This window comes from Bradyrhizobium sp. 197 (genome assembly GCF_023073375.1).
In the GTDB taxonomy this organism is placed as follows: Bacteria; Pseudomonadota; Alphaproteobacteria; order Rhizobiales; family Xanthobacteraceae; genus Bradyrhizobium.
In genome coordinates, this window is record NZ_JADPJJ010000048.1 from 1 (window position 1) to 22,925 (window position 22,925).

18 protein-coding genes and 1 pseudogene are annotated in these 22,925 nt (G+C 64.7%); 6 read left to right on the forward strand and 13 right to left on the reverse strand.

The window, feature by feature from the left end:
* Positions 1-410: 410 nt before the first annotated feature.
* From IVB27_RS10535 to lptF, 9 genes are all read right to left on the reverse strand, one after another.
* Positions 411-647, reverse strand: coding sequence for a hypothetical protein (locus tag IVB27_RS10535; RefSeq protein ID WP_247443429.1), 237 nt, complete (start codon positions 645-647; stop codon positions 411-413).
* Between the two features lie 75 nt (positions 648-722).
* Positions 723-884 (reverse strand): Flp family type IVb pilin, encoded by a 162-nt coding sequence (locus IVB27_RS10540; protein ID WP_247443506.1) that lies wholly within the window; start codon positions 882-884, stop codon positions 723-725.
* Between the two features lie 209 nt (positions 885-1,093).
* Positions 1,094-2,152 carry an alcohol dehydrogenase gene (locus IVB27_RS10545; RefSeq protein WP_247443430.1) on the reverse strand — a complete coding sequence of 353 codons (1,059 nt, stop codon included), beginning with the start codon at positions 2,150-2,152 and terminating at the stop codon, positions 1,094-1,096.
* A gap of 24 nt (positions 2,153-2,176) precedes the next feature.
* A complete protein-coding gene (gene rsmA / locus IVB27_RS10550; RefSeq protein WP_247443432.1) occupies positions 2,177-3,031 on the reverse strand; it encodes a 16S rRNA (adenine(1518)-N(6)/adenine(1519)-N(6))-dimethyltransferase RsmA in 855 nt (284 codons plus the stop codon).
* A complete protein-coding gene (gene pdxA / locus IVB27_RS10555) occupies positions 3,028-4,044 on the reverse strand; it encodes a 4-hydroxythreonine-4-phosphate dehydrogenase PdxA (protein ID WP_247443436.1) in 1,017 nt (338 codons plus the stop codon). The genes rsmA and pdxA overlap by 4 nt, the downstream gene beginning before the upstream one ends.
* On the reverse strand, positions 4,044-4,970 hold the full coding sequence (locus IVB27_RS10560; protein WP_247443437.1) for a peptidylprolyl isomerase family protein: 927 nt from the start codon (positions 4,968-4,970) through the stop codon (positions 4,044-4,046). Before IVB27_RS10560 ends, pdxA begins: the two co-directional genes overlap by 1 nt.
* Positions 4,971-5,038: 68 nt before the next feature.
* Positions 5,039-7,528, reverse strand: coding sequence for an LPS-assembly protein LptD (lptD, locus tag IVB27_RS10565; RefSeq protein WP_247443438.1), 2,490 nt, complete (start codon positions 7,526-7,528; stop codon positions 5,039-5,041).
* Complete coding sequence (gene lptG, locus IVB27_RS10570; protein ID WP_247443439.1) at positions 7,528-8,625, reverse strand: LPS export ABC transporter permease LptG; 1,098 nt, start codon at positions 8,623-8,625, stop codon at positions 7,528-7,530. The genes lptD and lptG overlap by 1 nt, the downstream gene beginning before the upstream one ends.
* On the reverse strand, positions 8,622-9,791 hold the full coding sequence (gene lptF, locus IVB27_RS10575) for an LPS export ABC transporter permease LptF (protein ID WP_247346345.1): 1,170 nt from the start codon (positions 9,789-9,791) through the stop codon (positions 8,622-8,624). The genes lptG and lptF overlap by 4 nt, the downstream gene beginning before the upstream one ends.
* 339 nt (positions 9,792-10,130) lie before the next feature.
* Here lptF and IVB27_RS10580 point away from each other — a divergent pair, with 339 nt between their 5' ends.
* The 3 genes from IVB27_RS10580 to IVB27_RS10590 all read left to right on the forward strand — a co-directional run bounded on the left by IVB27_RS10580 (position 10,131) and on the right by IVB27_RS10590 (position 12,748).
* Positions 10,131-11,630, forward strand: coding sequence for a leucyl aminopeptidase (locus IVB27_RS10580; protein WP_247443440.1), 1,500 nt, complete (start codon positions 10,131-10,133; stop codon positions 11,628-11,630).
* Positions 11,631-11,636: 6 nt separating this feature from the next.
* Positions 11,637-12,089, forward strand: a complete 453-nt coding sequence (locus IVB27_RS10585) for a DNA polymerase III subunit chi (protein ID WP_247346350.1) — start codon at positions 11,637-11,639, stop codon at positions 12,087-12,089.
* Positions 12,090-12,256: 167 nt separating this feature from the next.
* A complete protein-coding gene (locus IVB27_RS10590; protein WP_247443507.1) occupies positions 12,257-12,748 on the forward strand; it encodes a hypothetical protein in 492 nt (163 codons plus the stop codon).
* A 245-nt stretch (positions 12,749-12,993) separates the two neighbouring features.
* On the opposite strand, the gene IVB27_RS10595 is transcribed toward IVB27_RS10590, so the two are convergent.
* On the reverse strand, positions 12,994-13,545 hold the full coding sequence (locus IVB27_RS10595; RefSeq protein ID WP_345946860.1) for a class I SAM-dependent methyltransferase: 552 nt from the start codon (positions 13,543-13,545) through the stop codon (positions 12,994-12,996).
* A gap of 198 nt (positions 13,546-13,743) precedes the next feature.
* On the opposite strand from IVB27_RS10595, the pseudogene IVB27_RS10600 reads away from it, so the two are divergent.
* From IVB27_RS10600 to IVB27_RS10610, 3 genes and pseudogenes are all read left to right on the forward strand, one after another.
* Positions 13,744-16,592 (forward strand): annotated as a pseudogene (locus IVB27_RS10600) (beta strand repeat-containing protein).
* Positions 16,593-16,621: 29 nt separating this feature from the next.
* Positions 16,622-18,754, forward strand: a complete 2,133-nt coding sequence (locus IVB27_RS10605) for a type I secretion system permease/ATPase (RefSeq protein ID WP_247443442.1) — start codon at positions 16,622-16,624, stop codon at positions 18,752-18,754.
* Positions 18,741-20,195 carry an HlyD family type I secretion periplasmic adaptor subunit gene (locus IVB27_RS10610; protein ID WP_247443445.1) on the forward strand — a complete coding sequence of 485 codons (1,455 nt, stop codon included), beginning with the start codon at positions 18,741-18,743 and terminating at the stop codon, positions 20,193-20,195. Before IVB27_RS10605 ends, IVB27_RS10610 begins: the two co-directional genes overlap by 14 nt.
* Before the next feature lie 100 nt (positions 20,196-20,295).
* Here IVB27_RS10610 and IVB27_RS10615 read toward each other — a convergent pair whose 3' ends face one another.
* The 3 genes from IVB27_RS10615 to IVB27_RS10625 all read right to left on the reverse strand — a co-directional run bounded on the left by IVB27_RS10615 (position 20,296) and on the right by IVB27_RS10625 (position 22,866).
* Complete coding sequence (locus IVB27_RS10615; RefSeq protein WP_247443446.1) at positions 20,296-22,161, reverse strand: ABC-F family ATP-binding cassette domain-containing protein; 1,866 nt, start codon at positions 22,159-22,161, stop codon at positions 20,296-20,298.
* Positions 22,162-22,218: 57 nt separating this feature from the next.
* Entirely contained in the window at positions 22,219-22,392 is a 174-nt protein-coding gene (locus IVB27_RS10620; protein WP_247346363.1) for a hypothetical protein, read from the reverse strand.
* 219 nt (positions 22,393-22,611) lie between these two features.
* Complete coding sequence (locus IVB27_RS10625; protein WP_247443447.1) at positions 22,612-22,866, reverse strand: sulfur globule protein precursor; 255 nt, start codon at positions 22,864-22,866, stop codon at positions 22,612-22,614.
* Between the last annotated feature and the right edge of the window lie 59 nt (positions 22,867-22,925).

A 22,925-nucleotide genomic window follows, 5' to 3' on the forward strand; every position in this document is an offset into this window, starting at 1 on the left:
CGAGAACTTCTTCGGCAAGCTCAAGGAATTCAAGCGCATCGCAATGCGCGCCGACAAGACCGACCAGAGCTTCACTTCAATGATCTATCTGGCCGCGGCCGCGATAAACTCCAGATGAATCCCAACAGACCCTAGGCCGACGGTTCCAAAGTGCACACAAGGCGTTTTTCGGGCGTTGAAAAGTTGGCCTCTGGCTTGCGGAATCCGGAAGTCGGCGGGCCGCGTGGCGCGGCCGAACCGGAGGCATTCGACTTCATGAACTCTGTGCAGGAGTGCACACAACAGGCACGCGGATCGGCGTAGCGTCCTCGTTGCGGAGCGACGCACCCCGCGCGCTCCGCCCGACGGACCGCCGGGCTATACCTGTACGCCGCCGGAGCCGGCGGCCCCGAGGGCGGCGGCGAGGTTCGTCACCCGAAGCGGGCTTCGCAGTCGTGCGCGGACCGCACTTTGGCTGAATGCGCGCGATAGGCATCGATCGCCTTGTTGGCGAGCATCAACTGCCGGCGTTCGCCAGTCCTGAGCTGGGCTTCGATGGCGTCGAGAAGGACGTTCGCGGACTCGTCCGGAGGGCCGAGCTCTCCGCTCTGCTCCAGGAAGCTCCAGGCGATGAAGAATGCGCTTTCGACGGTGCAACGAATGGTCATGCGCTGCCAACGCAAGGCGGCCGCCGACGTTCCGCGCCCAAGGCGAGGTGCCGCGAACTAACGCGGGTGTCCGCGTTAGTTCAGCGAGGTGCTGATCGCGCTGGACTTCTTGTTCAGTGTCGAGCCGAGGTTGTTGACGACGGCGATGATCGCGAGCGCGATGCCGGCGGCGATCAGGCCGTACTCGATCGCGGTGGCGCCGGATTCGCCGGCGAGGAGGCGGCGAATGGTCTGCATGGTCTTGCGAGAATTGTCTTGCGAGAATTGTCTTGCGAGAATTGTCTTGCCAGAATTGCCTTGCCAGAATTCCAGGAAGGAGCTGGCGAGGACCATATCCGCGGGCGGTGGGTTCCCCAATTCGGAACCGCACCTTGCGTCAATCGCGGTCATCAAAGCGTGCGGCGGCACATCGATCCCGCCGCCACGACCGATCGATCCTTGCGTCGCTAATTCTTCAGCACGATGCGGCCGACGACCTTGCCGGCGCGCAATTCGTCGATCCATGTCTGGACGTCGCCCATCGGCTCCTCGCGCATCGGCGTCGGCTTGATCTTGCCGGCGCGGGCGAGCGCCATCAGCTCCCGGGCCTCGGTGAGCGTGCCGACCATGAATCCCTCGATGGTCATGCGCTTGTAGACCCACTGCACCATCGGCAGCGTGAACTGGCCGCCCATCAGGCCGGAGACCACGATCTTGCCGCCGCGCGCGGCGACGGCGACCGCGAAGGCCATCGACTTCTCGTTGCCGGCGAAATCGACGATCTCGTCGAAGCCGCCCTCGGTCTCCTTGAGGATGCGCTTGACCACGTCGGGCTCGGCCGGATCGTAAGCCACCGCCGCGCCGTTCTTCAACGCGGTCTCGCGCGCGGCGCTGCTGAGGTCGGCGACCGTGATCGGCTGCTTGAACATGGCCTCTGCAAAGGAAAGGCCCATCATGCCGACACCGCCGAGGCCGATCAGCAGGAGGTTGCGCTGGCGCGGACGGTCGACCAGGCGCTTGAGCGCACCGTAGGCGGTGACGCCTGAGCACATCAGGGTCGCAGCCTGGTTGACGGGCAGGGGGTCGTAGTCGAGCAGATATTTCGCGTCGGGCACCAGCACATGGGTGGCGAAGCCACCGTCGATGGAGACGCCGAGAAAGCGTTGCTTGGCGCAGAGGTTCTCGTCGCCATTGGCGCAGTCGCGGCACTGGCCGCAGCCGATCCACGGAAACACCGCCTTCTTGTGACCTAGGAGGCCGGTCGCTACCTCCGGACCAACTTCGTCGACCACGCCGGCGATCTCGTGGCCGAGCGTGAAGGGCAGCGTCATGCCGCGCGTGGTGTCGAGCTTCTTGCCGCCGCCGAGATCGGCATAACCGTCCTGGATGTGCAGATCGGAGTGGCAGAGGCCGCAGCGCTCGATGCGCACCAGCACCTCGCGCCCTGTCGGCTTTGGCGTGTCAACGATGGTCTCGCACAGCGGCGCATCGAACTTGACCAGGGACTGCCGACGCATCAACGCCATATTTCTTCCTCCGGAATTTCTGTCTTAGTTTTCGTTTCGTATATCCGCCAATTCACGCGCCATGGCAACAAAGCCGGAAATCGGAATGGTCTCCGCGCGCCGCGTCGCATCGACGCCGGCCGCTGCGGCGAGCCGCGCGGGATCGGCGCCGAGCGACTTCAGGCTCTGGCGCAGCATCTTGCGGCGCTGACCGAAGGCGGCGGCCGCGACCTGTTCGAGCAGCTTGCGGTCGCAGGTGAGAGGCTGTTCGCGCGGTGTCAGTCGCACGACCGAAGACGTGACCTTCGGCGGCGGCACGAAGGCGGACGGCGCGATGTCGAACAGGATCTTGGTCTCGCAGCGCCAGTTGGCGAGCACGCCGAGCCGGCCAAAGGCCTCCTCGTCCTCGCGCGCCACGATGCGTTCGCCGACCTCGCGTTGGAACATCAAGACCATCATGTCGTACCAGGGCGGCCAGGGCTCGGTGGTGAGCCAGCCGATCAGAAGGTGGGTCGCGATGTTGTAGGGCAGGTTGGCGACGATCTTTGCTCGTTCGCCTGATAGCAGCGGGCGCGGGTCGAAGGTCGTGGCGTCGCCATGCACGATCTCCAGACGGCCGGGATAGCGCGCGGAAATATCCTGCAAGGCAGGAATCGCACGCTCGTCATGCTCGATGGCGATGACGCGTCTAGCGCCGAGCGCGAGCAGCGCGCGCGTCAGTCCGCCCGGGCCGGGACCGATCTCGACGACGGTGGAGTCCTCAAGCGGAGCCGCCGCACGGGCGATGCGCGCGGTGAGATTGAGGTCGAGGAGGAAATTCTGGCCGAGCGATTTGCGCGCCGACAAATCGTGCTGGCGAATGACCTCGCGAAGCGGCGGAAGGTCGTCGATCGCGCTCATCGGATTTTCGCAGCCGCCATCCGGCTCGCAAGCCTCAACGCCGCGATCAGGCTTGCCGGATTGGCTTTGCCGGTGCCGGCGATGTCGAAGGCGGTGCCGTGGTCGGGCGAGGTGCGGATGAAGGGCAGGCCGAGCGTGACGTTGACCGCGTCGTCGAATGCCACCGTCTTGATCGGGATCAGCGCCTGGTCGTGGTACATGCAGACGGCGCAGTCATAGCTGTTTCGCGCGGCTTCGTGAAACATGGTGTCGGCAGGAAGCGGTCCCTTCGCCTCGATGCCCTCGCTGCGCAACGCCTTGAGCGCCGGCGCGATCACGGTCTGCTCCTCGTGGCCGAGCGAACCGTCCTCGCCCGCATGCGGATTGAGGCCGGAGATCGCGATGCGCGGATTCGAGATGCCGAAGCGGGATTTCAGTTCGGTTACGACGATGCGCACGGTCGAGACGATCAGCTCGCTGGTGAGCTGGGCCAGCGCGTCGCGCAAGGAGGCGTGGATGGTCACGGGCACCACGGCGAGCCGCGGCGACCACAGCATCATCACCGGCTGCGGCACGCGGCCGTCTTCCGCGGCGAGCTCGGCGAGGAATTCGGTGTGGCCGGGATGGCGGAAGCCGGCGCGGTAGAGCACGCTCTTGGCGATCGGGTTGGTGACGACGGCGCCGGCGCGACCCTCGCGGACGTCAGTGACCGCCTGGCGGATCGAGGCGAGCGCGGCCGGGGCGCTCGATGCGTCGGGCTTGCCGGGCTCGGCGCTCGCGGGCTCGCCGGTCGCAACCACGGGCAGGGCCTCGGCGAAGACGGATAAGGCCCCGCTGGCGCTCACCGAGGCGATCCTGACGTCGGCGCCGAGCGCCTTGGCGCGGCGGGCGATCAGCGCCTCGTCGCCAAGTAGGTAGAAGGCGGGCAGGTCCAGTTCGCGGCGCTTGAGCCAGGCTGCGATGGTGATGTCGGGGCCGATGCCGGCAGGCTCTCCCAGCGTCAGGGCGAGGGGCTTGGCTGGCTGCCTGGCCATCAGCGGTTGCGATATTCGATCATTGCCGCCCTGCGGAGGTCATCGAGATAGGTCTTCTGGGTCTTCTCGTACTTCTCCTGATACATCTTCTCGCGGACCTCGCGCTTCTTCGGCGTGTCGATCATGGTCGGCTTGCGCGAGCACAGCACCACCATCTCGATGCCCGCCTTGGTCGCCTCGGGCGCGGTCAGGTGACCGATCGGCGTGTCGTCGAGCACCTTGCGCAGCGCCTCGGGCAGCTCCGCCGTGGTCTTGGTGACGGTGTCGCGGATGGTGGCGTTCGGCGTGGAACGGAACAAGGAATTGGCTTCTTCGCAGCTTCCGACGCGCGAGCGATATTGCTCGGCTTCCTTGTGCCGCGTCTCCAGGAATGCCGGCGACGAGCCGCGCGGCACGATCAGCACGATCGGCTGCATCTTGTATTCGGTGCCCTCGATCTGAAGCTTGTCGCCGGTCTGGGCCTGCACGGCCTGCGCGACGTCCTTCTCGCCGACCATCAGCTTCTCCTTGAAGCGGCCGCGCACGAGGCTTGTCCAGACCATCTCGGCCTTCATGCGGGTCTTCAGGGTTTCGGGGCGGACGCCCTTGATTTCGAGCGATTTGGTGAGCTGGTCCGGCGAGATGCGCATGCGCTGCGCCATGCCCTCGTAGGACTGGTTGATGTCGGAGACGCCGGGATCGACGCCGTATTTCTTGCCTTCCTTCAGCTTCACCCGGTCGTCGATCAGCTCGTTGATGACGTCCTGACGGGCCGGCATCTTCTGCGTCGTCAGCTGGTCGAGCTTGGAGCGCTGCTCGATGTCGAAGTCGGTGATCGGATCGCCGTTGACCATCACGACGATGTTCTGCGCGCGCGAGGGCGTGCCGGCCAGGAGCAGGGCGGCGAGAACGAGGAGGAGGCGGAAGACAGGCAATGGCATCGTCATATTTGTCGCTCGCATGTCAGCCGCGGTGAACCTGCGATCGGGAACACGCGGACGTCACTTCAAACCGTTCACTGGAGGCCGCCGCCGGAACTGCTGGCCGTCGATGTATTCGCCAGCGTGCGCAGGCCGATCTGGAACATGATCGCGTGGTTCAGCACGGGCGGCGTCGAGCCCGCGGAATAGCTATACGCAGTTACGTAGTTCAAGCCGAGCACAAAACAATCGTCGACATAGCCGGCACCGAGCACATACTGGTTGATCTTGTTGGCCTCCAGGTCCCAGCGCGCCGAGCCCGTGACCACCCAATTGGCCGCGACCTTGATCGAGCCCGACGTCAGGATGCCCTCGCGGCGGGTCAGATAGCCGAGTTCCGGCTGCGCCGCGTAATTGCCGTACAGCATGCTGATCGACCAGCGATTGAAGTTGGCGCGGCCTTCCGCCTCGAAGCGCTGGACGTTCCAGGTCTGCTCGTCCATGCGGGAGCGGACGCTGAACGTATAGGTGCTGTTGGGCGAGTAGGCGGCGCTCGCCACATAATCGGAGCGCGGCCTTTGCAGGCCGGAATCCACGCCGGTATTGATGGAGTCCTGGACCGCGAAGGAGTTCATGCCGAACAGCTGGTAGGACTGGCCGAACAGCACCTTGACGGCGCCGCCCTTGTCGAACTGCGTGGTGGACTGCACGCCGACATTGGCGCGGCCGCCGCCCTCGACGCGGTCATAGCCGGAGAACTTGTCGACGCTGAACAGGTTCGAGGCGTCGAACACCATGCTCTGGGCGTCCTCGTTGGGGAGCTTGCCGGCATAGGTCTCGTTCGGCCGGATGATGACCTGCGCGATCGGTTCGATGGTGGTCGAGCCCCAGGGCTGAATGTTGATGAAGGGGTAGCGGTATTCGAGACCGACAGTCGGCATCAGGCGGAATGCCTGGGTGTCGCCGACCGGAAGATAGTTCGACACGCCCGGCTGGTTCGAGACCGAGGAGTTGATCGCGTCGGCGCGGAGAATGGCGAACGGAGTCCAGATTTCACCGAACGGATCGGTGTAGGACTTGCGCCACTGCGCTTCGGCCGTCAGGCGGGTGTAGGTGCCCGGGAAGCCGCGTAGCAGACACTGCGACGGCGTGCGCGCGAGCGGATCGGCCGACGTCGTCGTGCACAGGCTGTTGGTGTTGGCGAGCGTCGTGATCGGATCGAACACCGCGGTGTCACGCGACAGGTTCACGAAATTGGTCTTGTAGCTGAACTCGCCGCCGAACACCGGATAGTTCAGCACGTTAGAGTAATCGATCACGGGGTAGACGACCGGGACCTGGCTCTGGTTGCCCGAGTAACTCAGCCAGTACATCGTGCGCGCGTCGAAGAAGCTGCGATTGCCGACACCGGTCAGATAAAGCTGCGAGAGCGCATCCGTCGGCAGATACAGGAACGAGCCCAACGGATCGCGATATTGCGACAACCGGTAGTCCGAGAAGAAGTAATAGTCGGACATGAGGACGCCGTCCCAGCCCCAGACCCACTTGTCGTTCAGCGCGAACTGACCCTTGGTGTCGACGGCGCCGCGGAACTGCTTGTCGCCGGGCTGGCCGGCGAGCGCGCTCGGATCGAGCTGGTCGATGCCGTAGACGCGGATCTGATAGGCGCCGTCCATCAGGCGCTGGCGGAACTCGGCCTGGAATAGCACGCCCTGCTTGGACGTGATGCGCGGGTTGAAGGTCGCGTCCATGTCGGGCGCGATCGCCCAGTAGAACGGAACCTCGACGCCGTAGCCGAACGGCGTGTTCGACGTGAAGCCCGGCATCAGGAAGCCGGACTTGCGCTTCACGGTCGGGTCGGGCGTCGAGAAATAGGGCATATAGGCGATCGGCACGCCGAAGAATTCGAGCTGCGCCGTCTCGAAATACAGCATCTTCTCCTGCTGGTCGTGGATGATGCGCGCACCCTTGACCTGCCACAGCGGCGGCTTCTTCGGATCGTCCTTGCACGGCGCGCAGGCGGTGTAGACGCCGTTCTCGAACACCGTGTAGTTGCCGCTGGAGCGATCGGAGCGGCTCGCCGCCATGCGGGTCTGGTCGGCCGTGTCCACGCGCAGCGAATCGACGAAACCGTCACGGTAATCGTCGGAGAGATCCAGGATCTCGGCATAGGTGATCTTGCCGTCGGCATCCGTCATGCGGATGTTGCCTTCGGCATGGAGCCGCTTGGTCTTCTGGTCGTAGATGACCTTGTCCGCCTCGACGCTGGTGCCGTTATAGAACAGCTGGACGTTACCGACCGCGGAGACGCGCGAATTGTTGTAGTCGTAGTCGACCTCGGTCGCCTGAACCAGCATCTGGTTGTCGTTGGCGACCTTCGGCGGCTTCGGACGCGGCGGCAGCGGATTGTAGGTGAAGCCCTGGGCGGAGGCCGGCGCCACGACGGCAACGTCGATCAGGCCACCGAGCGATGCCACGGCGGCGAAAGCAAGCAGGAACCTGCGAATGGACAAGCCAAACCCGTTCGCGCGCACCAGTGTGCGCCGCGTCCAACGAGACACGGGTCCTTGGTGGACGGCCGTCACTATCCGTCCTCCTGATACAGCAAGGCCAAAAAGCCGGTGAGGCCGCCCACCACCACGGGCAACCACGCCGCAGCGATCGGATGCATCAACTCAGCCTTGCTCAAATCTTCAGTCACTTTCGACAAAACGTAGAGCAGAAAGCCTGCGCCCACGCCACTCAAAACCATCTTCTGTACGCCGCCCATCCGGAAGAAGCGCAACGACACGGAGGCCGCTAGCATCACCATTGCTGCAAGCAAAAACGGCTGCGCCAGAAGCTTCTGATACTGGAGTCGGTATCCGGCTGTCGCGAAGCCCGAGCTTTCGGAGGAGCGGATGTAGCTCGGTAGTTGCCAAAAGGACACAGTCTCGGGTGTGGAAAAACTGTTGCGGACCTGTGCCTCGGTCAGCGTCGTCGGAATCTCCAGGCTGGCCTGGTCGATCGGCGGCGAATCCAGCGAGAAGCGGCGGACGCCCTTGAACAGCCAACGGCCGGACTCGAGCGTCGCCTCGCGCGCCTCGACGCGTTCCTTGAAGTGCTGCTCCGTGTCGAACCGGAACAGCGTGAGCCCCGTGAGCCGGACTCCCTGCTGCTCGCTGCGCGCCGCGTTGATGATGGTCTGGCCGTCATTGGTGACCTGATTGAGCCAGAAACCGGAGGCGTCCTGAATGCCACCGCCGGGCGCAGAGCCGAACAGCTCGGCTTCCATGCGCTTGGAGAGTTCGCGCAGATTGGCCGACATCGGATTGTAGGCGACGGTGGCGATCACTCCGATCAGCAGCGCACTGCCGAGCGCCGGCGAGATGAATTGCCATGCGGAGACGCCGGCGGCGCGCGCGACCACGAGCTCGAGCCGGCGGGAGAGGGCGAGATAGCAGGTCATGGCGCCGATCAGCATGCAGAACGGCGTCAGCTTCTCCAACAGTTGCGGCACGCGGAACAGCGAGGTCTCGGCCACCATGACCGCGGAGGCGGATGCAAGGCCCGAGGTCTTGCGCACCATCTCGATGTAGTCGACCAGCACCAGCAGCAGGAAAATGCTGGCGAACACGCCGAGCGCTGCGACCACGAAACGGCCGGCGAAATAGCGCCCGAGTGTGTTGGTGAGCATGCTCATGCGGTCGCCGGCCGTCCGAACAGCCGCGCGATGCGCGCGTTCGACCTGTTGATGGCCTCCATGAGGCGCGGCGGCGGTTCGACCACGAGGCCGCCGATGATGATCGCCAGCCCGATGCCGATGGCACCAAAGACCATCGCATATTGGACCAGCACCGCGCCCGGCGATTTCACCGCCACCACCGAGCAGGCGAAGCCGGCCATACGCAGGCCGAACACGGCGAGGATCGAGGAGCCGATCGAGAAATTGCGGCTCTGGCGGGTGGTGCGTGGCGCCCCCAGGAACGCAAAGGTCAGCACGGCAAAGGCGAACGGATAGATCGGCGCCAACAGGCTGTCATGCAAGGCCGAGCGGAACTGGCCGGGAATCTGCTTGTAGACGGGGTCGTCTTCTGATGGCGAGAGCAGCTCCCAGAGATAACGCTCGCGGATGCCGAGGGCGACGTCGCGGCCCTGGCCCGAGAACTTCGACATGTCGAAGCCGTAGCGGCCGAACGCCACCAGCGCGGGATCGCGCTTGCCGGCCTCGAAGCGCTGGAGATTGCCGGTCTCCAGCACCAGGAACGATCCGGTGTCGTTCTTCACGACTTCGCCGTGCTCGGCGACGATCGAGACGCGCTCGTTCGGATCGCGGCGGTCGTCGATGAAGATGCCGGCGAGGATGCCGCCGGGCTGACGTTCGCGAATCCGGATCGTCAGGTTCTTGTCGAGCTGGGCGAAGCGGCCGGGCTGGAGGATGTTTGTGAGCACGTCGGCAGTGATCTCGGCGTCCCACTGCTTGATCCGCCGCATGCCGTCGGGGGCGAGATAGGCCGCGATGAAGGCGACCAGCAGCGCCACCACGCAGGTGGCGTAAAAGAACGGATAGAACAGCCGAAACGGCGAGAAGCCGGCGGCATTCATCACGATGATCTCGGAATCGGTCGCGAGCTTGTTCAGCGTATGCGAGATCGCGATCATCAGCGCGATCGGCGAGATGATCAGGACCAGCGCGGGCACGACGAGGCTGGTGATGCCGAGGAAGGTCAGGATGGTCTGACCCTGGCTCGTCATCAGGTCGATGCCGCGCAACGCCTGCGTAATCCAGATCACGCCCGTAAGGCTGACCAAGACCAGCGCAAACGACGCGAGCGTCGTGCGGAAGATATACCTGTCGATTGACCCCATGCGCTACCGCACGAATCCCACCATGTCCCCAACGTCGGCCGTAATTTCGGCTGTCCAACCAATCCCCGCGACGGGATCCCCAAGGTCGGCCAACCGTCTCTTCCGGCAGCTTACTCTCTCACTACCATCCCTTTGATCCGTCAACAAAATGGCCGCCCCGTGGCACCCTCAACATATGGTTAACATTTCCGTCGTTGTGGCCTCGCCGCCACGGGGGTGCTTGGCATCTGCCGGGCCCCTAGCCCATAGTACGGCAGACTCAGTGAATCGCCGTTCAGCTCCGGCCCGTGGCCGGGACCGCCGATCGGCAAAAAGCCCCATGTTTTGGAGGAGTTACCTATGTCCGATGCCATCAAGGTCGGCATTGTCCCGTTGTCTACCGCCGTCCGTGGCATTGTGGTCGTGTTCTGCGACGACGGTCTGAAGCTCGGCCCGGCGACCGTCAAGGCGCTCGGCGGGGCAATCGAACTCGTGAAGCGGGCCGCCTCCGCCGCCGCCTTCAAAGGCAAAAGCGGCGCCGCGCTGGACATCCTGGCGCCGGAGGGGGTGAAGGCCACCCGCCTGATCGTGATCGGTGCCGGCAAGGCGGCCGGCCTGAAGGCGAACGACTTCCTCAAATTCGGCGGCGTGGCGGCGAGCAAGCTTCCCGCCGGAGCCGCGGCCATGACCATCATGGCGGAACTGCCCAATGGCGCCATGACGAGCGAGCAGGCAGTTGCGATCGCCTCGGGCCTGCGGCTGCGCAGCTACAAGTTCGACCGCTACAAGACCAAGAAGAAGGACGGTGAGGAGGACGGCTCCAGCGCCGACATCTCGCTTGCCGTTGGCGATGCCGCCGCCGCGAAGAAGGCGTTTGCATCGGCCGGTGCGATCGTGGACGGCGTGATCATTGCGCGCGACCTTGTCAACGAGCCGCCGAACGTTCTTTTTCCTGAGGAGTTCGCGCGCCGCGCAGGCTTGCTCCGCAAGCTCGGCGTCAAGATCGAGGTGCTCGACGTCAAGGCGATGGACAAGCTCGGTATGGGCGCGCTGCTCGGCGTCGGCCAGGGCTCGTCGCGGCCGAGCCGGACCGTGATCATGCGCTGGGACGGCGGCAAGAAGGGTGAGGCACCGGTTGCCTTCGTCGGCAAGGGTGTCTGCTTTGACACCGGCGGCATTTCGATCAAGCCGGCCGGCAGTATGGAGGACATGAAGGGCGACATGGGAGGCGCGGCCTGCGTCGTCGGCCTGATGCATGCGCTCGCGGCACGCAAGGCCAAGGTCAACGTCGTCGGTGCCATCGGCCTCGTCGAGAACATGCCCGACGGCAATGCGCAGCGCCCGGGCGACATCGTCACCTCGATGTCGGGCCAGACCATCGAGATCATCAACACCGACGCGGAAGGCCGCCTGGTGCTTGCCGATGTGCTCTGGTACGTCGCCAAGAAAACCAAGCCGAAATTCATGGTGGATCTGGCGACGCTGACCGGTGCGATCGTGGTCGCGCTCGGCACCGACCATGCCGGCATGTTCTCCAACAATGACGAGCTTGCCGAGCGGCTGCTGGCGGCCGGCATCGAGAGCGGCGAAAAGGTCTGGCGCCTGCCGCTCGGCCCCGAATACGACAAGCTGATTGATTCCCAGTTCGCCGACATGAAGAACACCGGCGGCCGCCACGGCGGCTCGATCACCGCGGCGCAGTTCCTCCAGCGTTTTGTCGACGGCACGCCCTGGGCGCATCTCGACATCGCCGGCACCGCCATGGGCGCACCGAAAACCGACATCAACCAGAGCTGGGGAAGCGGCTATGGCGTCCGTCTGCTCGACCGTCTGGTCGCCGACCATTACGAGCGCAAATGACCCAAGATGACTGAAGTGCTGTTCTATCATCTGCAAAACATGACGGTGGAGAACGTGTTGCCGCCGCTTCTCGAGAAATCGCTCGAGCGGGGCTGGCGCGTCGTGGTGCAGTCGAATTCGCCGGAGCGCGCGGATGCGCTCGACGCGCACTTGTGGACCTACCGCGACGATTCCTTCTTGCCGCACGCGACATGGCGGGTGGGCGACGCCGCCGATCAGCCGATCGTGCTGGCGATCGAGGAGGACAATCCGAACGGCGCCAATGTCCGCTTCCTCGTCGACAACGCCGCGCTGCCGCAGGACGCCCAGGGCTATGAGCGCATGGTGCTGCTGTTCAACGGCGACGATCCGGACGCGCTTGCATTTGCCCGTAGCGCCTGGACGGATTGCAAGGCGCGGGGATTTGATGTCACCTATTGGCAGGCCGACGAACGGGGCCGGTGGCAGAAGCGGAATTAGCGGTCGCGCGCAAATTAATGATAATTTGCACTTTTCGGACGATGATGGCTTTGGTCACCTTCGTGCCGCAAAGTGATGTTGGGACAAACGCTTAGGGTCGATCCTTCACACGGGGAATTTAGTTTATCGTGCGACATCAAAAGCTTCCCGGCTCGCTCATAGTTGCGTTGGCTGCCGTAGCCCCGCTGGTCGCGGGCTGCTCTGGGACCGATGTGTTCTCCAGGGACGCCCAGTGGTTCAACACGCCCAGCCGCATGTTCATCCGGAACATCTCGATTGAGTCGCCGCCGCTGACCCCCGACAGGGCGGTTGGGGCCGAGGATCTGGTCAGTGCAGACGGAGGCTGTGCCGGCATGGCGCCGCAGCCCGGGCCGGCTGATGCCAATGCGTCCACGACGGCGCCGGCGCCCATGGGGGGCACCGTTGCGCTCGGCCACACCGAATGCGACGTGGTGCGCGGCATCGGCGCGCCCTCGAACGTCAACCTCTCCGCTGATGCCGCCGGCAGGCGCGTCGCGGTCGTGACGTGGACGACCGGTCCGCGCGCGGGCATCTACACCTTCACGGCCGGCCGCCTGTCCTCGATCGAGGGCACGCCGGAGGCACCGGTTGTGCCGAAGGCTGCCAAGCCGAAGCCGAAGAAGAAATCGGCGGCGTAACACGGGTCGGCCTTCTGCCCTGAAGCTGGTTGCGGCTGTCGATGCGATCGGCCGCCCATGCTCGTCCCCATCGTCAAGCAGCTTTGCATCCCTTGATTGCGGTGGCCGAGGCGTGAACGGTGATCTCTCCGTTCGCGCTCGCCGGCAATCTTGCCTGTAGCCGGCGTTTGAGTTCCGCGCTCCCTGTCTCCGACAGCCTTCCCAATACGCCGGCCGGGCTGCTGACGACCATCGAGAGCCAGTAGTCATCGAAATTCGCAAACGTTCGCTCGACGACCAGTTCGCGAGTTTCGACATCGGCGGATGCCGAGCTTCGCCCAAAGCGCCCTCAGTGCCTCGTATCGCGATACATCTGCACTCGGTGGGCGCTGTGCAGGTTTGCCGAGAGCGTCCATCTCCTCCCACAAGGGCTGCGTGGGCGAGCCACTCGGCAAGATGTCCCAGGTGTAGGATGCGACCATGCCGCCAGGCTTGGTGACGCGGACCATTTCCGAGGCACCTTTGTGCGCGTCCGGGACGAAGAACAGCACCAGCGCCATCACCGCGACGTCGAAGCGGTTGACGTCGTAGGGAAGTGCCATCGCATCGCCAATCGAAAACTCGACCTGCTTTGCTGATAATTTCCGGCGTGCAGTCGCAATCTGTCCGTCGGACGGATCGATCGCGCAAACGGACGAAGGGGCGGACTTCGCAACAAGGAGCTCAGTGAACGCGCCCTTGCCGCAACCGACATCCACCCAAGTCAAACTGCGCGCTTGTCTCGAGCCGCGGTTCTTCCGCGCGCGTTTGAAAATCACGGGGTCGTTACGCGTGATCCGTGATCAGGCCATTCGTGATGAGAGAGCCTTCGCATCCGCTGTCGAAAACTCCCCCGAAGCAAATCTGGACGAAATCTCCAGAATAATCACGCGCGTCTCAAGCAACGGTTCAAGAATGTCATGTTCGCGGCTGTTACGTGGAGGGGTGGGGCTAGATCGACCGAAGGATCATTTTGAATGTCTACTACCTCTGTTTTTTCCCCGGTTACGGGCCAACTCACCATTTTCGGCGATAGCGCCAATAACGGCGTCGTGATCAGCCGCAATAACGCAGGCCGCATTCTCATCAATAACGGGTCTGTGACGCCAATCGGTGGCGCCCCCACCGTCGCCAACACCAGTGAGATCGACATCTTCGGTCAAGGCGGCGACGACACGATCACCGTTAACGAATGCCATGGCCCGATGCCCGCGGTGCACATTTTCGGCGGTGACGGCAATGACAGGATCACGGGCGGCTCGGGGGCCGACCTTCTGTTTGGTCAGGCCGGCAACGATGTGATCAACGGCGGCGGCGGCAACGATCTGCTGTTCGGCGGCGCGGGTAACGACACGCTGGACGGCGGCAGCGGCGACAACCAGTTGTTTGGCGAGACCGGCGACGATCTCATGATCTGGAATCCAGGTGGCGGCACCAACCTGTTCGAGGGCGGTGAGGGCAATGATACGGCTAAGGTCAACGGAAGCAACGGCGACGAGACGTTCACGATCACGGCGAACGGCACGCGGGTGCGGTTCGACGGGACGGGCGCGGCGCCATTTTCGCTCGACATCGGCACGACGGAGAATCTCGTCCTGCACGCCGGCGGCGGCGACGATGTCATCACCGCGGGCAACGGGCTCGGCAGCCTGATTTCGCTGACGCTCGATGGCGGCGCCGGCAACGACAGGATTGCCGGCGGCGACGGCAACGATCTCCTGATCGGCGGTAGCGGCGACGACATCGTCAATGGCGGACGCGGCAACGACGTTGCCGAGCTTGGATCGGGCGACGATACCTTCATCTGGAATCCCGGCGACGGCAGCGACGCGGTCGAGGGCGGATCGGGCAACGACAAGCTGTTGTTCAACGGTGCCAATATCAACGAGACCATCAACATATCGGCCAATGGCGGCCGGGTGCGCTTCACCCGCGACGTTGCCAACATCACGATGGACCTCAACAGCGTCGAGCAGATCGAATTCGATGCGCGCGGCGGCGCTGACAACATCCTTGTCGGCGATCTCACCGGCACCGGCGTCAAGCAGGTGCTGGTCGATCTCGGAGCCACGCCCGGAGGGACGCAAGGCGACGGTGTGGCTGATACGGTGACCGTCAGCGGCACCGGCGGCAATCAGCACATCGAAGTCATAGCCACGGGCACAACGGTAACCGTCACGGGGATGCCGGAGGTGGTGACGATCGCAAATGCAGAGGCTGCCAACGACCGGCTGGTGATCCAGGCGCTCGGCGGCAACGATGTCATTGATGCATCCCTGCTCGCCGCGGCGATCGGGCTGACCATCGACGGCGGCGCGGGCAACGACACCATCACCGGCAGTCAGGGGGCCGACACCCTGATCGGGGACGATGGCAACGACAACGTCACCGGCGGCCGCGGCAACGACGTGGCTCTCCTCGGCGCGGGCGACGACATCTTCACGTGGAATCCCGGCGACGGCAGCGACACCGTCTTCGGTGACGCGGGAACGGACACGCTGGTGTTCAACGGCTCGAATGTCGCCGAGAACATGTCGATCTCGGCAAACGGCGGCCATGCGCTGCTCACCCGCGACGTCGCCGCCATCGTCATGGATCTCGACGGCATCGAGCGCGTGCAGATCGCGGCGGCCGGCGGCGCCGACAACATCACCGTCAACGATCTGACCGGGACAGGAATCGCCCAGGTTGCCGTCGACCTCAGTGCCGGCCCCGGCAGCCAGGGTGGGGACGGTGCGGCGGACCGCGTGACCGTGAACGGCAGCGCCGGTGATGATCATATCACGGTTGCCACCAGCGGCGGATCGATCGTGGTCAACGGCCTCGCGGCGCAGGTGACGATCGCCCACGCGGATTCCGGTGACGTGTTCAGTGTCAATGGCGGAGGCGGCAACGACGTCATCAATGCCTCCGCGATCAAGGCGGGACAGCTGTTCAGCCTCAACATCAGCGGCGGCGATGGCAACGACACCATCACCGGCAGCGCCGGCAATGATATCGTCAATGGCGGACGCGGCAACGACGTGGCCAGTCTTGGCGCGGGTGACGACACCTTCGTCTGGAATCCCGGCGACGGCAGCGACACCGTCGAAGGCGGCAACGGCACCGACACGCTGGCGTTCAACGGCGCCAACATCAACGAGAACATCAACATCTCGGCCAACGGCGGCCGGGTGCTGTTCACGCGCGACGTTGCCGCCATCGCGATGGACCTGAACGGCGTCGAACATGTCGACTTCAAAGCCCTCGGCGGTGCCGACAACATCACCGTCAATGACCTCCCGGGACCGGCGTGAACGAGGTCAATCTCGACCTCGGCGCCAATGACGGCGCCGCCGATACGGTGACCATCAACGCGACCGGCGGCAACGATGTCATCACGGTGACCGAGCACGACGGCATCATCACGGTCTCGGGGCTTGGCCAGGACATCAACATCACCGATGCCGGCGCCGGCGACAGGATCGTCATCAACGGCCTCGATGGGGACGACGTCATCACGGCCTCCGGTTTGCACGGCGGCATCCAGCTCGTTGCCAACGGCGGCAATGGCGACGACATCCTGATCGGCAGCCCCGGCAACGACACGCTTGCGGGCGGCGCGGGTGACGACGTGCTGATCGGTGGCGGGGGCTTCGACGTTCTCGATGGCGGCAGCGGAAACAACGTCGTCATTCAGGGCGGGGCGGCGATGGCGGCCGCGATGCTGCTCAACCAGGCCATGGCGGCCAGCTTCGTCCCGGCAGGTGACGGCCACGGCGAGATGCCGTTGCCCGATCCGCACGCTGGCCAAAGCCAGACGCTCGCTCCGCCGCAGCACGCCTGACGTTAGCCGCCGCGGCCTGGAGAACGCTCATGACGACGAACGCTGGCGTGGCCGATACGGGGCTCGACGCGCTGCTGACGCTTCTGCATTTGAAGGGCGTTGCGGCCGATCGCGACCAGCTCAGGCACCGGGCCGGAGCGGCAGTCTTCGGCGCAGCGGACATCGTCCGCTGCGCCAGGTCTCTCGGACTGAAAGCACGAACCTATCGAACGCAGTGGAGCCGTTTGCCGGACAGCCCGCTGCCTGCGATTGCGATGCTGCGTGATGGCAGCTTCATGGTCATCGCCAAAGCTTCCCCCGACCAGGTGCTGGTGCAGTCGCCGGGGGTGCAGCGGCCTGTGTTGATGGAGCGCGACGAACTGTGCGCGAACTGGGACGGCGGGTTGATCCTGATGGCGCGGCGCGCCGGGCTATCCGACCTCGGCCGCCACTTCGACATCACCTGGTTCATCGGCGCGATCGGCAAATACCGGCGACTGCTCGGCGAGGTGGTGGCTGCCTCGTTCTTCCTCCAGCTCTTTGCATTGGTCTCACCGCTGTTCTTCCAGGTCGTGATCGACAAGGTACTGGTTCACCGTTCGCTGTCCACGCTCGACGTTCTCGTCATTGGCCTCGTGGTCGTCTCCCTGTTCGACACCGTGCTCGGAATCCTGCGCAACTATCTGTTCTCGCATACGACCAACCGCATCGACGTCGAGCTCGGCGCGCGCCTGTTCCACCATCTGCTGGCGCTGCCGATGGCCTGGTTTCAGGCCCGGCGCGTCGGCGATTCCGTGGCCCGTGTCCGCGAGCTCGAGAACATCCGCAATTTCATCACCAGCTCCTCGCTGACGCTTCTCATCGACCTGTTCTTCACCTCGGTGTTCCTGGCGGTGATGTTCGCCTATTCGCCGTTGATGAGCTGCATCGTGCTGGCATCGTTCCCGTTCTACATCGCGATTTCGGCGGTGGCGACGCCGCTGTTCCGCCGCAGGCTGGACGAGAAATTCCGCCGCGGCGCCGAGAACCAGGCGTTCCTGGTCGAGAGCGTCAGCGGCATCGAAACGCTGAAGGCAATGGCGGTCGAACCGCAGATGCAGCGCCGCTGGGAAGAGCAGCTCGCCGGCTATGTCTCCGCGAGTTTTGGCGTCACCAGCCTCGGCAACACGGCGAGCCAGCTGGTGCAATTCGTCAGCAAAATCGTCACTGCCGCCATCCTCTATGTCGGCGCGCGACTCGTGATCGGGGACGCATTGACGGTCGGCGAGCTCGTGGCCTTCAACATTTTCGCAGGGAGAGTTTCGGCCCCGGTGCTGCGGCTGGCCCAGGTCTGGCAGGATTTTCATCAGGCGCGGCTGTCGATCGCGCGGCTCGGCGATATTCTCAACAGCGCGGCGGAGCCGGCTCACTCCGCGGCACGCGCGGGGCTGCCGCCGCTCCGGGGCAATATCAGGTTCGAGCACGTGGGCTTTCGGTACAGGCTCGACGCGCCGGAAATCCTGCACGACGTCTCGTTCGATATTCCGGCAGGCCAAACCGTCGGCATCGTGGGATCATCGGGCTCAGGCAAGAGCACGTTTGCAAAACTGGTGCAGCGGCTCTATGTGCCGCAAGGCGGCCGCGTGCTGATCGACGGCATGGATCTGGTGATGACCGACCCGGCCTGGCTGCGGCGGCAGATCGGCGTGGTGCTCCAGGACAACATGCTGTTCAACCGCTCGGTGCGCGACAATATCGCGCTGGCCGATCCGACTCTGCCGATGATGCGCATCATGGACGCTGCAAAGCTTGCGGGCGCGCATGATTTCATTCTGGAGCTTCCTGAGGGCTACGACACGGTGGTCGGCGAGCGCGGCTCGACGCTCTCCGGCGGACAGCGCCAGCGCATCGCGATCGCCCGCGCGCTGGTGACCAATCCGCGTATCCTGATCTTCGACGAGGCGACCAGCGCGCTCGACTATGAGAGCGAGCGGATCATCCACGACAACATGAAGGAGATCGCCAGCGGCCGCACGGTCCTGATCATCGCCCACCGCCTGTCCACCGTCCGCGGCGCCGACCGCATCTTCACGCTGGAGCGAGGCCGGCTGGTCGAGGACGGCACGCATGACGGCTTGATCAAGACCGGCGGCCGTTACGCGGCGCTGCATCGTCTTCAGGGAGGGATCTATGAGGTCGGCTAGCGCGGTGCCGGCTGCTCGGCCGCAGCAGACGGTGGTTCCTTTCCGGAAAGCGAAAGAACGACGCGCCGAGGAAATCGCCTTCCTGCCGGCGGCGTTGGAGATCACCGAAACACCGCCGTCGCCAACCGGCCGCGCCATCGGCATGGCCCTGATGCTGCTTGTCTGTGCGGCGCTCGCATGGTCGGCATGGGGCACGATCGACATTGTCGCTTCCGCAACCGGGAAGGTCGTTTCGAGCGGGCGAAGCAAGGTGGTGCAACCGTTCGAGACCGGCGTGGTACGGGCCATCCACGTGCAGGATGGGCAGGCGGTCAAATTAGGCGATTTGCTGATAGAGCTTGATCCGACCGTCAACGCCGCGGAGCGCGATCGTCTTCATGACGATCTCATGGCTGAACGGCTCAATATCGCGCGCCTTCGCGCCGCGCTGACAGCTGGCGAGGAGGCTTCTGCCGATCTGACCCCGCCCGCGGACGCCGATCCGATGCTGATCGCGACGCAGCGGCAGCTTCTCGCCAATCAGGTCAGCGAGAACAGGGCCAAGCTCGCGGCGCTTGCGCGCCAGGAGGCGCAGAAGGACGCCGAGCATCAGACGATCGCGGCCACGATTCATAAGCTCGACTCGCTGCTCCCCGTCACGCAGCAACGTGTCGAGATCCGCAAGACGCTGACGGAGAAGGAGATCGGCTCGAAGCTGACCTACTACGAGACCCTTCAGCTCCAGATCGAGCAGCAGGAGGAGCTTCGCGTCCAAAGCAGCCGCTTGAAGGAGGCCGCGTCCGCCGTTGCCGCGATCCGGGAGACCCGTAACCAGGCCGTAGCCGAGTACAGGAAGAACCTGTCCGACGAACTCGCCAAGAGCGAGCAGAAAGCCAACGGCGTCGCGCGCGATCTGATCAAGGCGCAGCAGAGGACGAGGCTTCAGCAACTGACGTCGCCGGTCGACGGCGTCGTGCAGCAGCTTGCGATCCACACCGTCGGCGGCGTGGTCACGCCCGCGCAATCGCTGCTGGTGATCGTGCCATCAGATACGCGGCTCGAGGTCGAGGCGATGATCTCCAACCGCGATATCGGCTTTGTCGAGGCCGGGCAGGGCGCCGCCGTCAAGATCGACACCTTCAACTTCACCCGCTACGGCTTGTTGGAAGGCCGAGTGCTGAGCGTCTCGCATGATGCCATCATTCACGACCGTCCACCGGAGCGCGGAAGCGACCGCCCGCTCGGGACGCCGCGCGATAGCAGTGAGCCCAACGGGCAGGAGCTGAGCTACAGCGCACGCATCTTGCTGGATCGCACGCAGATGCAGGTGGACGACCGCCTCGTCAGCCTGGCGCCGGGCATGGCGGTGACGGTGGAGATCAGAACCGGCTCGCGCACCATCCTGAGCTATTTGTTGTCGCCGCTGCAGCGCTACCGGCACGACATCATGCGGGAGCGGTAGTTCCGACCCCGCTGCCGACGACCGCTGGGCGCCCACGATCACGGCAGCCGGCCAGTTTGCCGACTGAGCCATTTCCTGCAAGCGCGGGTAGGCGAAGACGTTACCCCGCGGCCTCGTCAAACTGCGTGCTCGCCTCCAACCACTGCTCCTCGGCGCGCGCCAGCGCGTCGGCGGCGTTGGCGCGTGCCTTTGACAGTTGCGCGGCCTGCTTGGGATCGCGGGTGAAGATGTCGGGGAGGGCGAGCGCCGTGTCGATCTTGGTGATGATCTCGCTGACGCGGGCGATCTCGGACTCGGCTTCCGCGATGCGCTTCTTCAGCGGGCCGCGGTTGTCCGACCTCGGACGCTGCGGCTTCTCGCTTGCCGCGCTGCGCTCGCGCGGGGCGGGCTCGCCGTTGCGCGCGGACAGCACCAGGCGGCGATATTCGTCGAGGTCGCCGTCGTAATTGGTCACGGTGCGGTCGGCGACGATCCAGAGCCGGTCGGCGCAGGCCTCGATTAGATAGCGATCGTGCGAGACCATGATAACGGCGCCGGGGAATTCGTTGATGGCTTCGGCGAGCGCGGCGCGGCTGTCGATGTCGAGATGGTTGGTCGGCTCATCCAGGATGATCATGTTGGGGCCGAAGAAGGTCGCGAGTCCCAGCAGAAGCCGCGCCTTCTCGCCGCCCGACAGTTTTCCAACCTTGGTGTCGGCCGCCTTGCCGGAAAAACCGATCGCGCCGGCGCGGGCGCGCACCTTGGCCTCGGGCGCTTCGCCGCCCATCAGCTTGCGGACGTGGTCGTAGGCGGACCCGTCCTCGTTCAATTCGTCGAGCTGGTGCTGCGCGAAATAGGCGATCGACAGCTTGTCCGCGCGCGTCACCTTGCCCGAGAATGGCGCGAGGCGGCCGGCGAGCAGTTTGACCAGTGTCGATTTGCCGTTGCCGTTGGAGCCGAGCAGCGCAATGCGGTCGTCATTGTCGATCCGCAAGGTGACGCGGCCCAGCACCGGCGTTGCCGGATCGTAGCCGACCGCGGCGTTGTCGACGGCGATGATCGGCGGCGACAGGATTTTCTCGGGCGCCGGAAAGCTGATCTCGCGCACATCCTGGGTGACCAGCGCCGTGATCGGCTTCAGCCGCTCCAGCATTTTGACGCGTGATTGGGCCTGCCGGGCTTTCGAGGCCTTGGCCTTGAAGCGATCGACGAAGGCTTGCAGGCGCGCGCGTTCGGCTTCCTGGCGCTTGACCTGCTTGGCATCGAGCATCTCGCGCATGGCGCGCTGCTCCTCGAAGGAGGAGTAGGTGCCTTTGTAAAGCGTGAGCTTGCTGCGCTCCAGATGCAGGATCTGGTCGACCGAGCTTTCGAGGAGATCGCGGTCATGGCTGATCACGATCACTGTGCGCGGATAATGCGCGAGGTGATCCTCCAGCCACAGCGTGCCTTCGAGGTCGAGATAGTTGGTGGGCTCGTCGAGCAGCAACAGGTCGGGAGCCGCGAACAGCGTTGCGGCGAGCGCAACGCGCATGCGCCAGCCGCCGGAGAATTCGGCGCACGGGCGGAGCTGGTCGGTGGCCGAGAAGCCCAGGCCGGAGAGGATCGCGGACGCGCGCGACGGGGCGGAATGCGCGTCGATGTCGACCAACCGGGTCTGGATCTCGGCGATCCGGTGCGGATCGGTCGCACTCTCGGCCTCGGTAAGCAAAGCGTCGCGTTCGAGGTCGGCCTTGAGCACCACGGAGATCAGGCTTTCGGGGCCGTTCGGGGCTTCCTGCGCGAGGCTGCCGACGCGCCAGCGGGGCGGCAATGTGACCGTGCCGTGCTCGGCCGCGAGCTCGCCGCGGATCACCTTGAACAGGGTCGATTTGCCGGTGCCGTTGCGACCGACCATGCCGACGCGGGATCCGGGCGTGATCTGCACGGAACTCTGGTCAATCAGAAGGCGTCCGGCGAGGCGGATGGAGAGGTCGGTGATAGCAAGCATGCGGCCTTGTCACCGCAGCCGGGATCAAACGCAACCCGTTTTTCCGTGAGGTTGAAGTCAGTGCGAATCGCGCTCGCGCTGCTTCAGCTCGTTGAGGAGCTGCTCGAGGTGCGTCGGGAGCCTAGCTTCGGGGCGCAGGCTCTGCCGGAGCCGTTCGCCCACGGCATCGGAGATCGAGCGGCTGGTGCGCCGATCGATTTGTTCGCCGTCATTGGCAGAAAGGCCGGACATCGCAGGGTTCCGTGTTTTCAAAGAAGCGACACAGTATCAAGTCCTTGGCCCCCAAATGGTTTCGCCACTCGCGGAGATTGCCCGTCATTCTAGCAAAAATTGTATGAGAGCGCGCGATACCCCAACCCGAATACAAAGCCCCGGCGCAGGGGAACGCCGGGGCTTCGCTTGAAAGGTACCTGGGGGCTTAGGTACCCTTTTGGGAAGGTGCTGTCGGGCTCAGTAGCAGCGATTGGTCAGGCGCCAGCGGGGGCCCCAGGGAGTCGGGACCAGCCGCCGCACATAGCAGCCGCCGCCATAACCGTAGGAGACGGGGCCGCCGGCATAGAAGCGCGGTCCACCCCAGCCGTGATGCCAGCCACCACCGCCGCCGTGGCCCCAGCCGCCATGCCAGTGAGCGGACGCGGAGGTCGGCGCCAGCGCGGCACCCAGCGCGACCGCGGCAACAGCGGCAAGCGAAAGTTTCCTCAACATGGTGATCTCCTCAAAATTGCCGGCGCGGGGCTATCGCGTCGATGGAAAGGCCGCCGAAA

Bases quoted from the DNA above. Each gene is read 5' to 3' on its own strand.
- IVB27_RS10615 (WP_247443446.1), bottom strand. From the start codon at position 22,161: ATGCTTGCTATCACCGACCTCTCCATCCGCCTCGCCGGACGCCTTCTG.
- IVB27_RS10625 (WP_247443447.1), bottom strand. From the start codon at position 22,866: ATGTTGAGGAAACTTTCGCTTGCCGCTGTTGCCGCGGTCGCGCTGGGT.
- IVB27_RS10545 (WP_247443430.1), bottom strand. From the start codon at position 2,152: ATGGCGTTGATGCGTCGGCAGTCCCTGGTCAAGTTCGATGCGCCGCTG.
- IVB27_RS10540 (WP_247443506.1), bottom strand. From the start codon at position 884: ATGCAGACCATTCGCCGCCTCCTCGCCGGCGAATCCGGCGCCACCGCG.
- IVB27_RS10610 (WP_247443445.1), top strand. From the start codon at position 18,741: ATGAGGTCGGCTAGCGCGGTGCCGGCTGCTCGGCCGCAGCAGACGGTG.
- lptG (WP_247443439.1), bottom strand. From the start codon at position 8,625: ATGAGCATGCTCACCAACACACTCGGGCGCTATTTCGCCGGCCGTTTC.
- IVB27_RS10535 (WP_247443429.1), bottom strand. From the start codon at position 647: ATGACCATTCGTTGCACCGTCGAAAGCGCATTCTTCATCGCCTGGAGC.
- rsmA (WP_247443432.1), bottom strand. From the start codon at position 3,031: ATGAGCGCGATCGACGACCTTCCGCCGCTTCGCGAGGTCATTCGCCAG.
- pdxA (WP_247443436.1), bottom strand. From the start codon at position 4,044: ATGGCCAGGCAGCCAGCCAAGCCCCTCGCCCTGACGCTGGGAGAGCCT.
- IVB27_RS10620 (WP_247346363.1), bottom strand. From the start codon at position 22,392: ATGTCCGGCCTTTCTGCCAATGACGGCGAACAAATCGATCGGCGCACC.
- IVB27_RS10605 (WP_247443442.1), top strand. From the start codon at position 16,622: ATGACGACGAACGCTGGCGTGGCCGATACGGGGCTCGACGCGCTGCTG.
- IVB27_RS10580 (WP_247443440.1), top strand. From the start codon at position 10,131: ATGTCCGATGCCATCAAGGTCGGCATTGTCCCGTTGTCTACCGCCGTC.
- lptF (WP_247346345.1), bottom strand. From the start codon at position 9,791: ATGGGGTCAATCGACAGGTATATCTTCCGCACGACGCTCGCGTCGTTT.
- IVB27_RS10560 (WP_247443437.1), bottom strand. From the start codon at position 4,970: ATGACGATGCCATTGCCTGTCTTCCGCCTCCTCCTCGTTCTCGCCGCC.
- IVB27_RS10585 (WP_247346350.1), top strand. From the start codon at position 11,637: ATGACTGAAGTGCTGTTCTATCATCTGCAAAACATGACGGTGGAGAAC.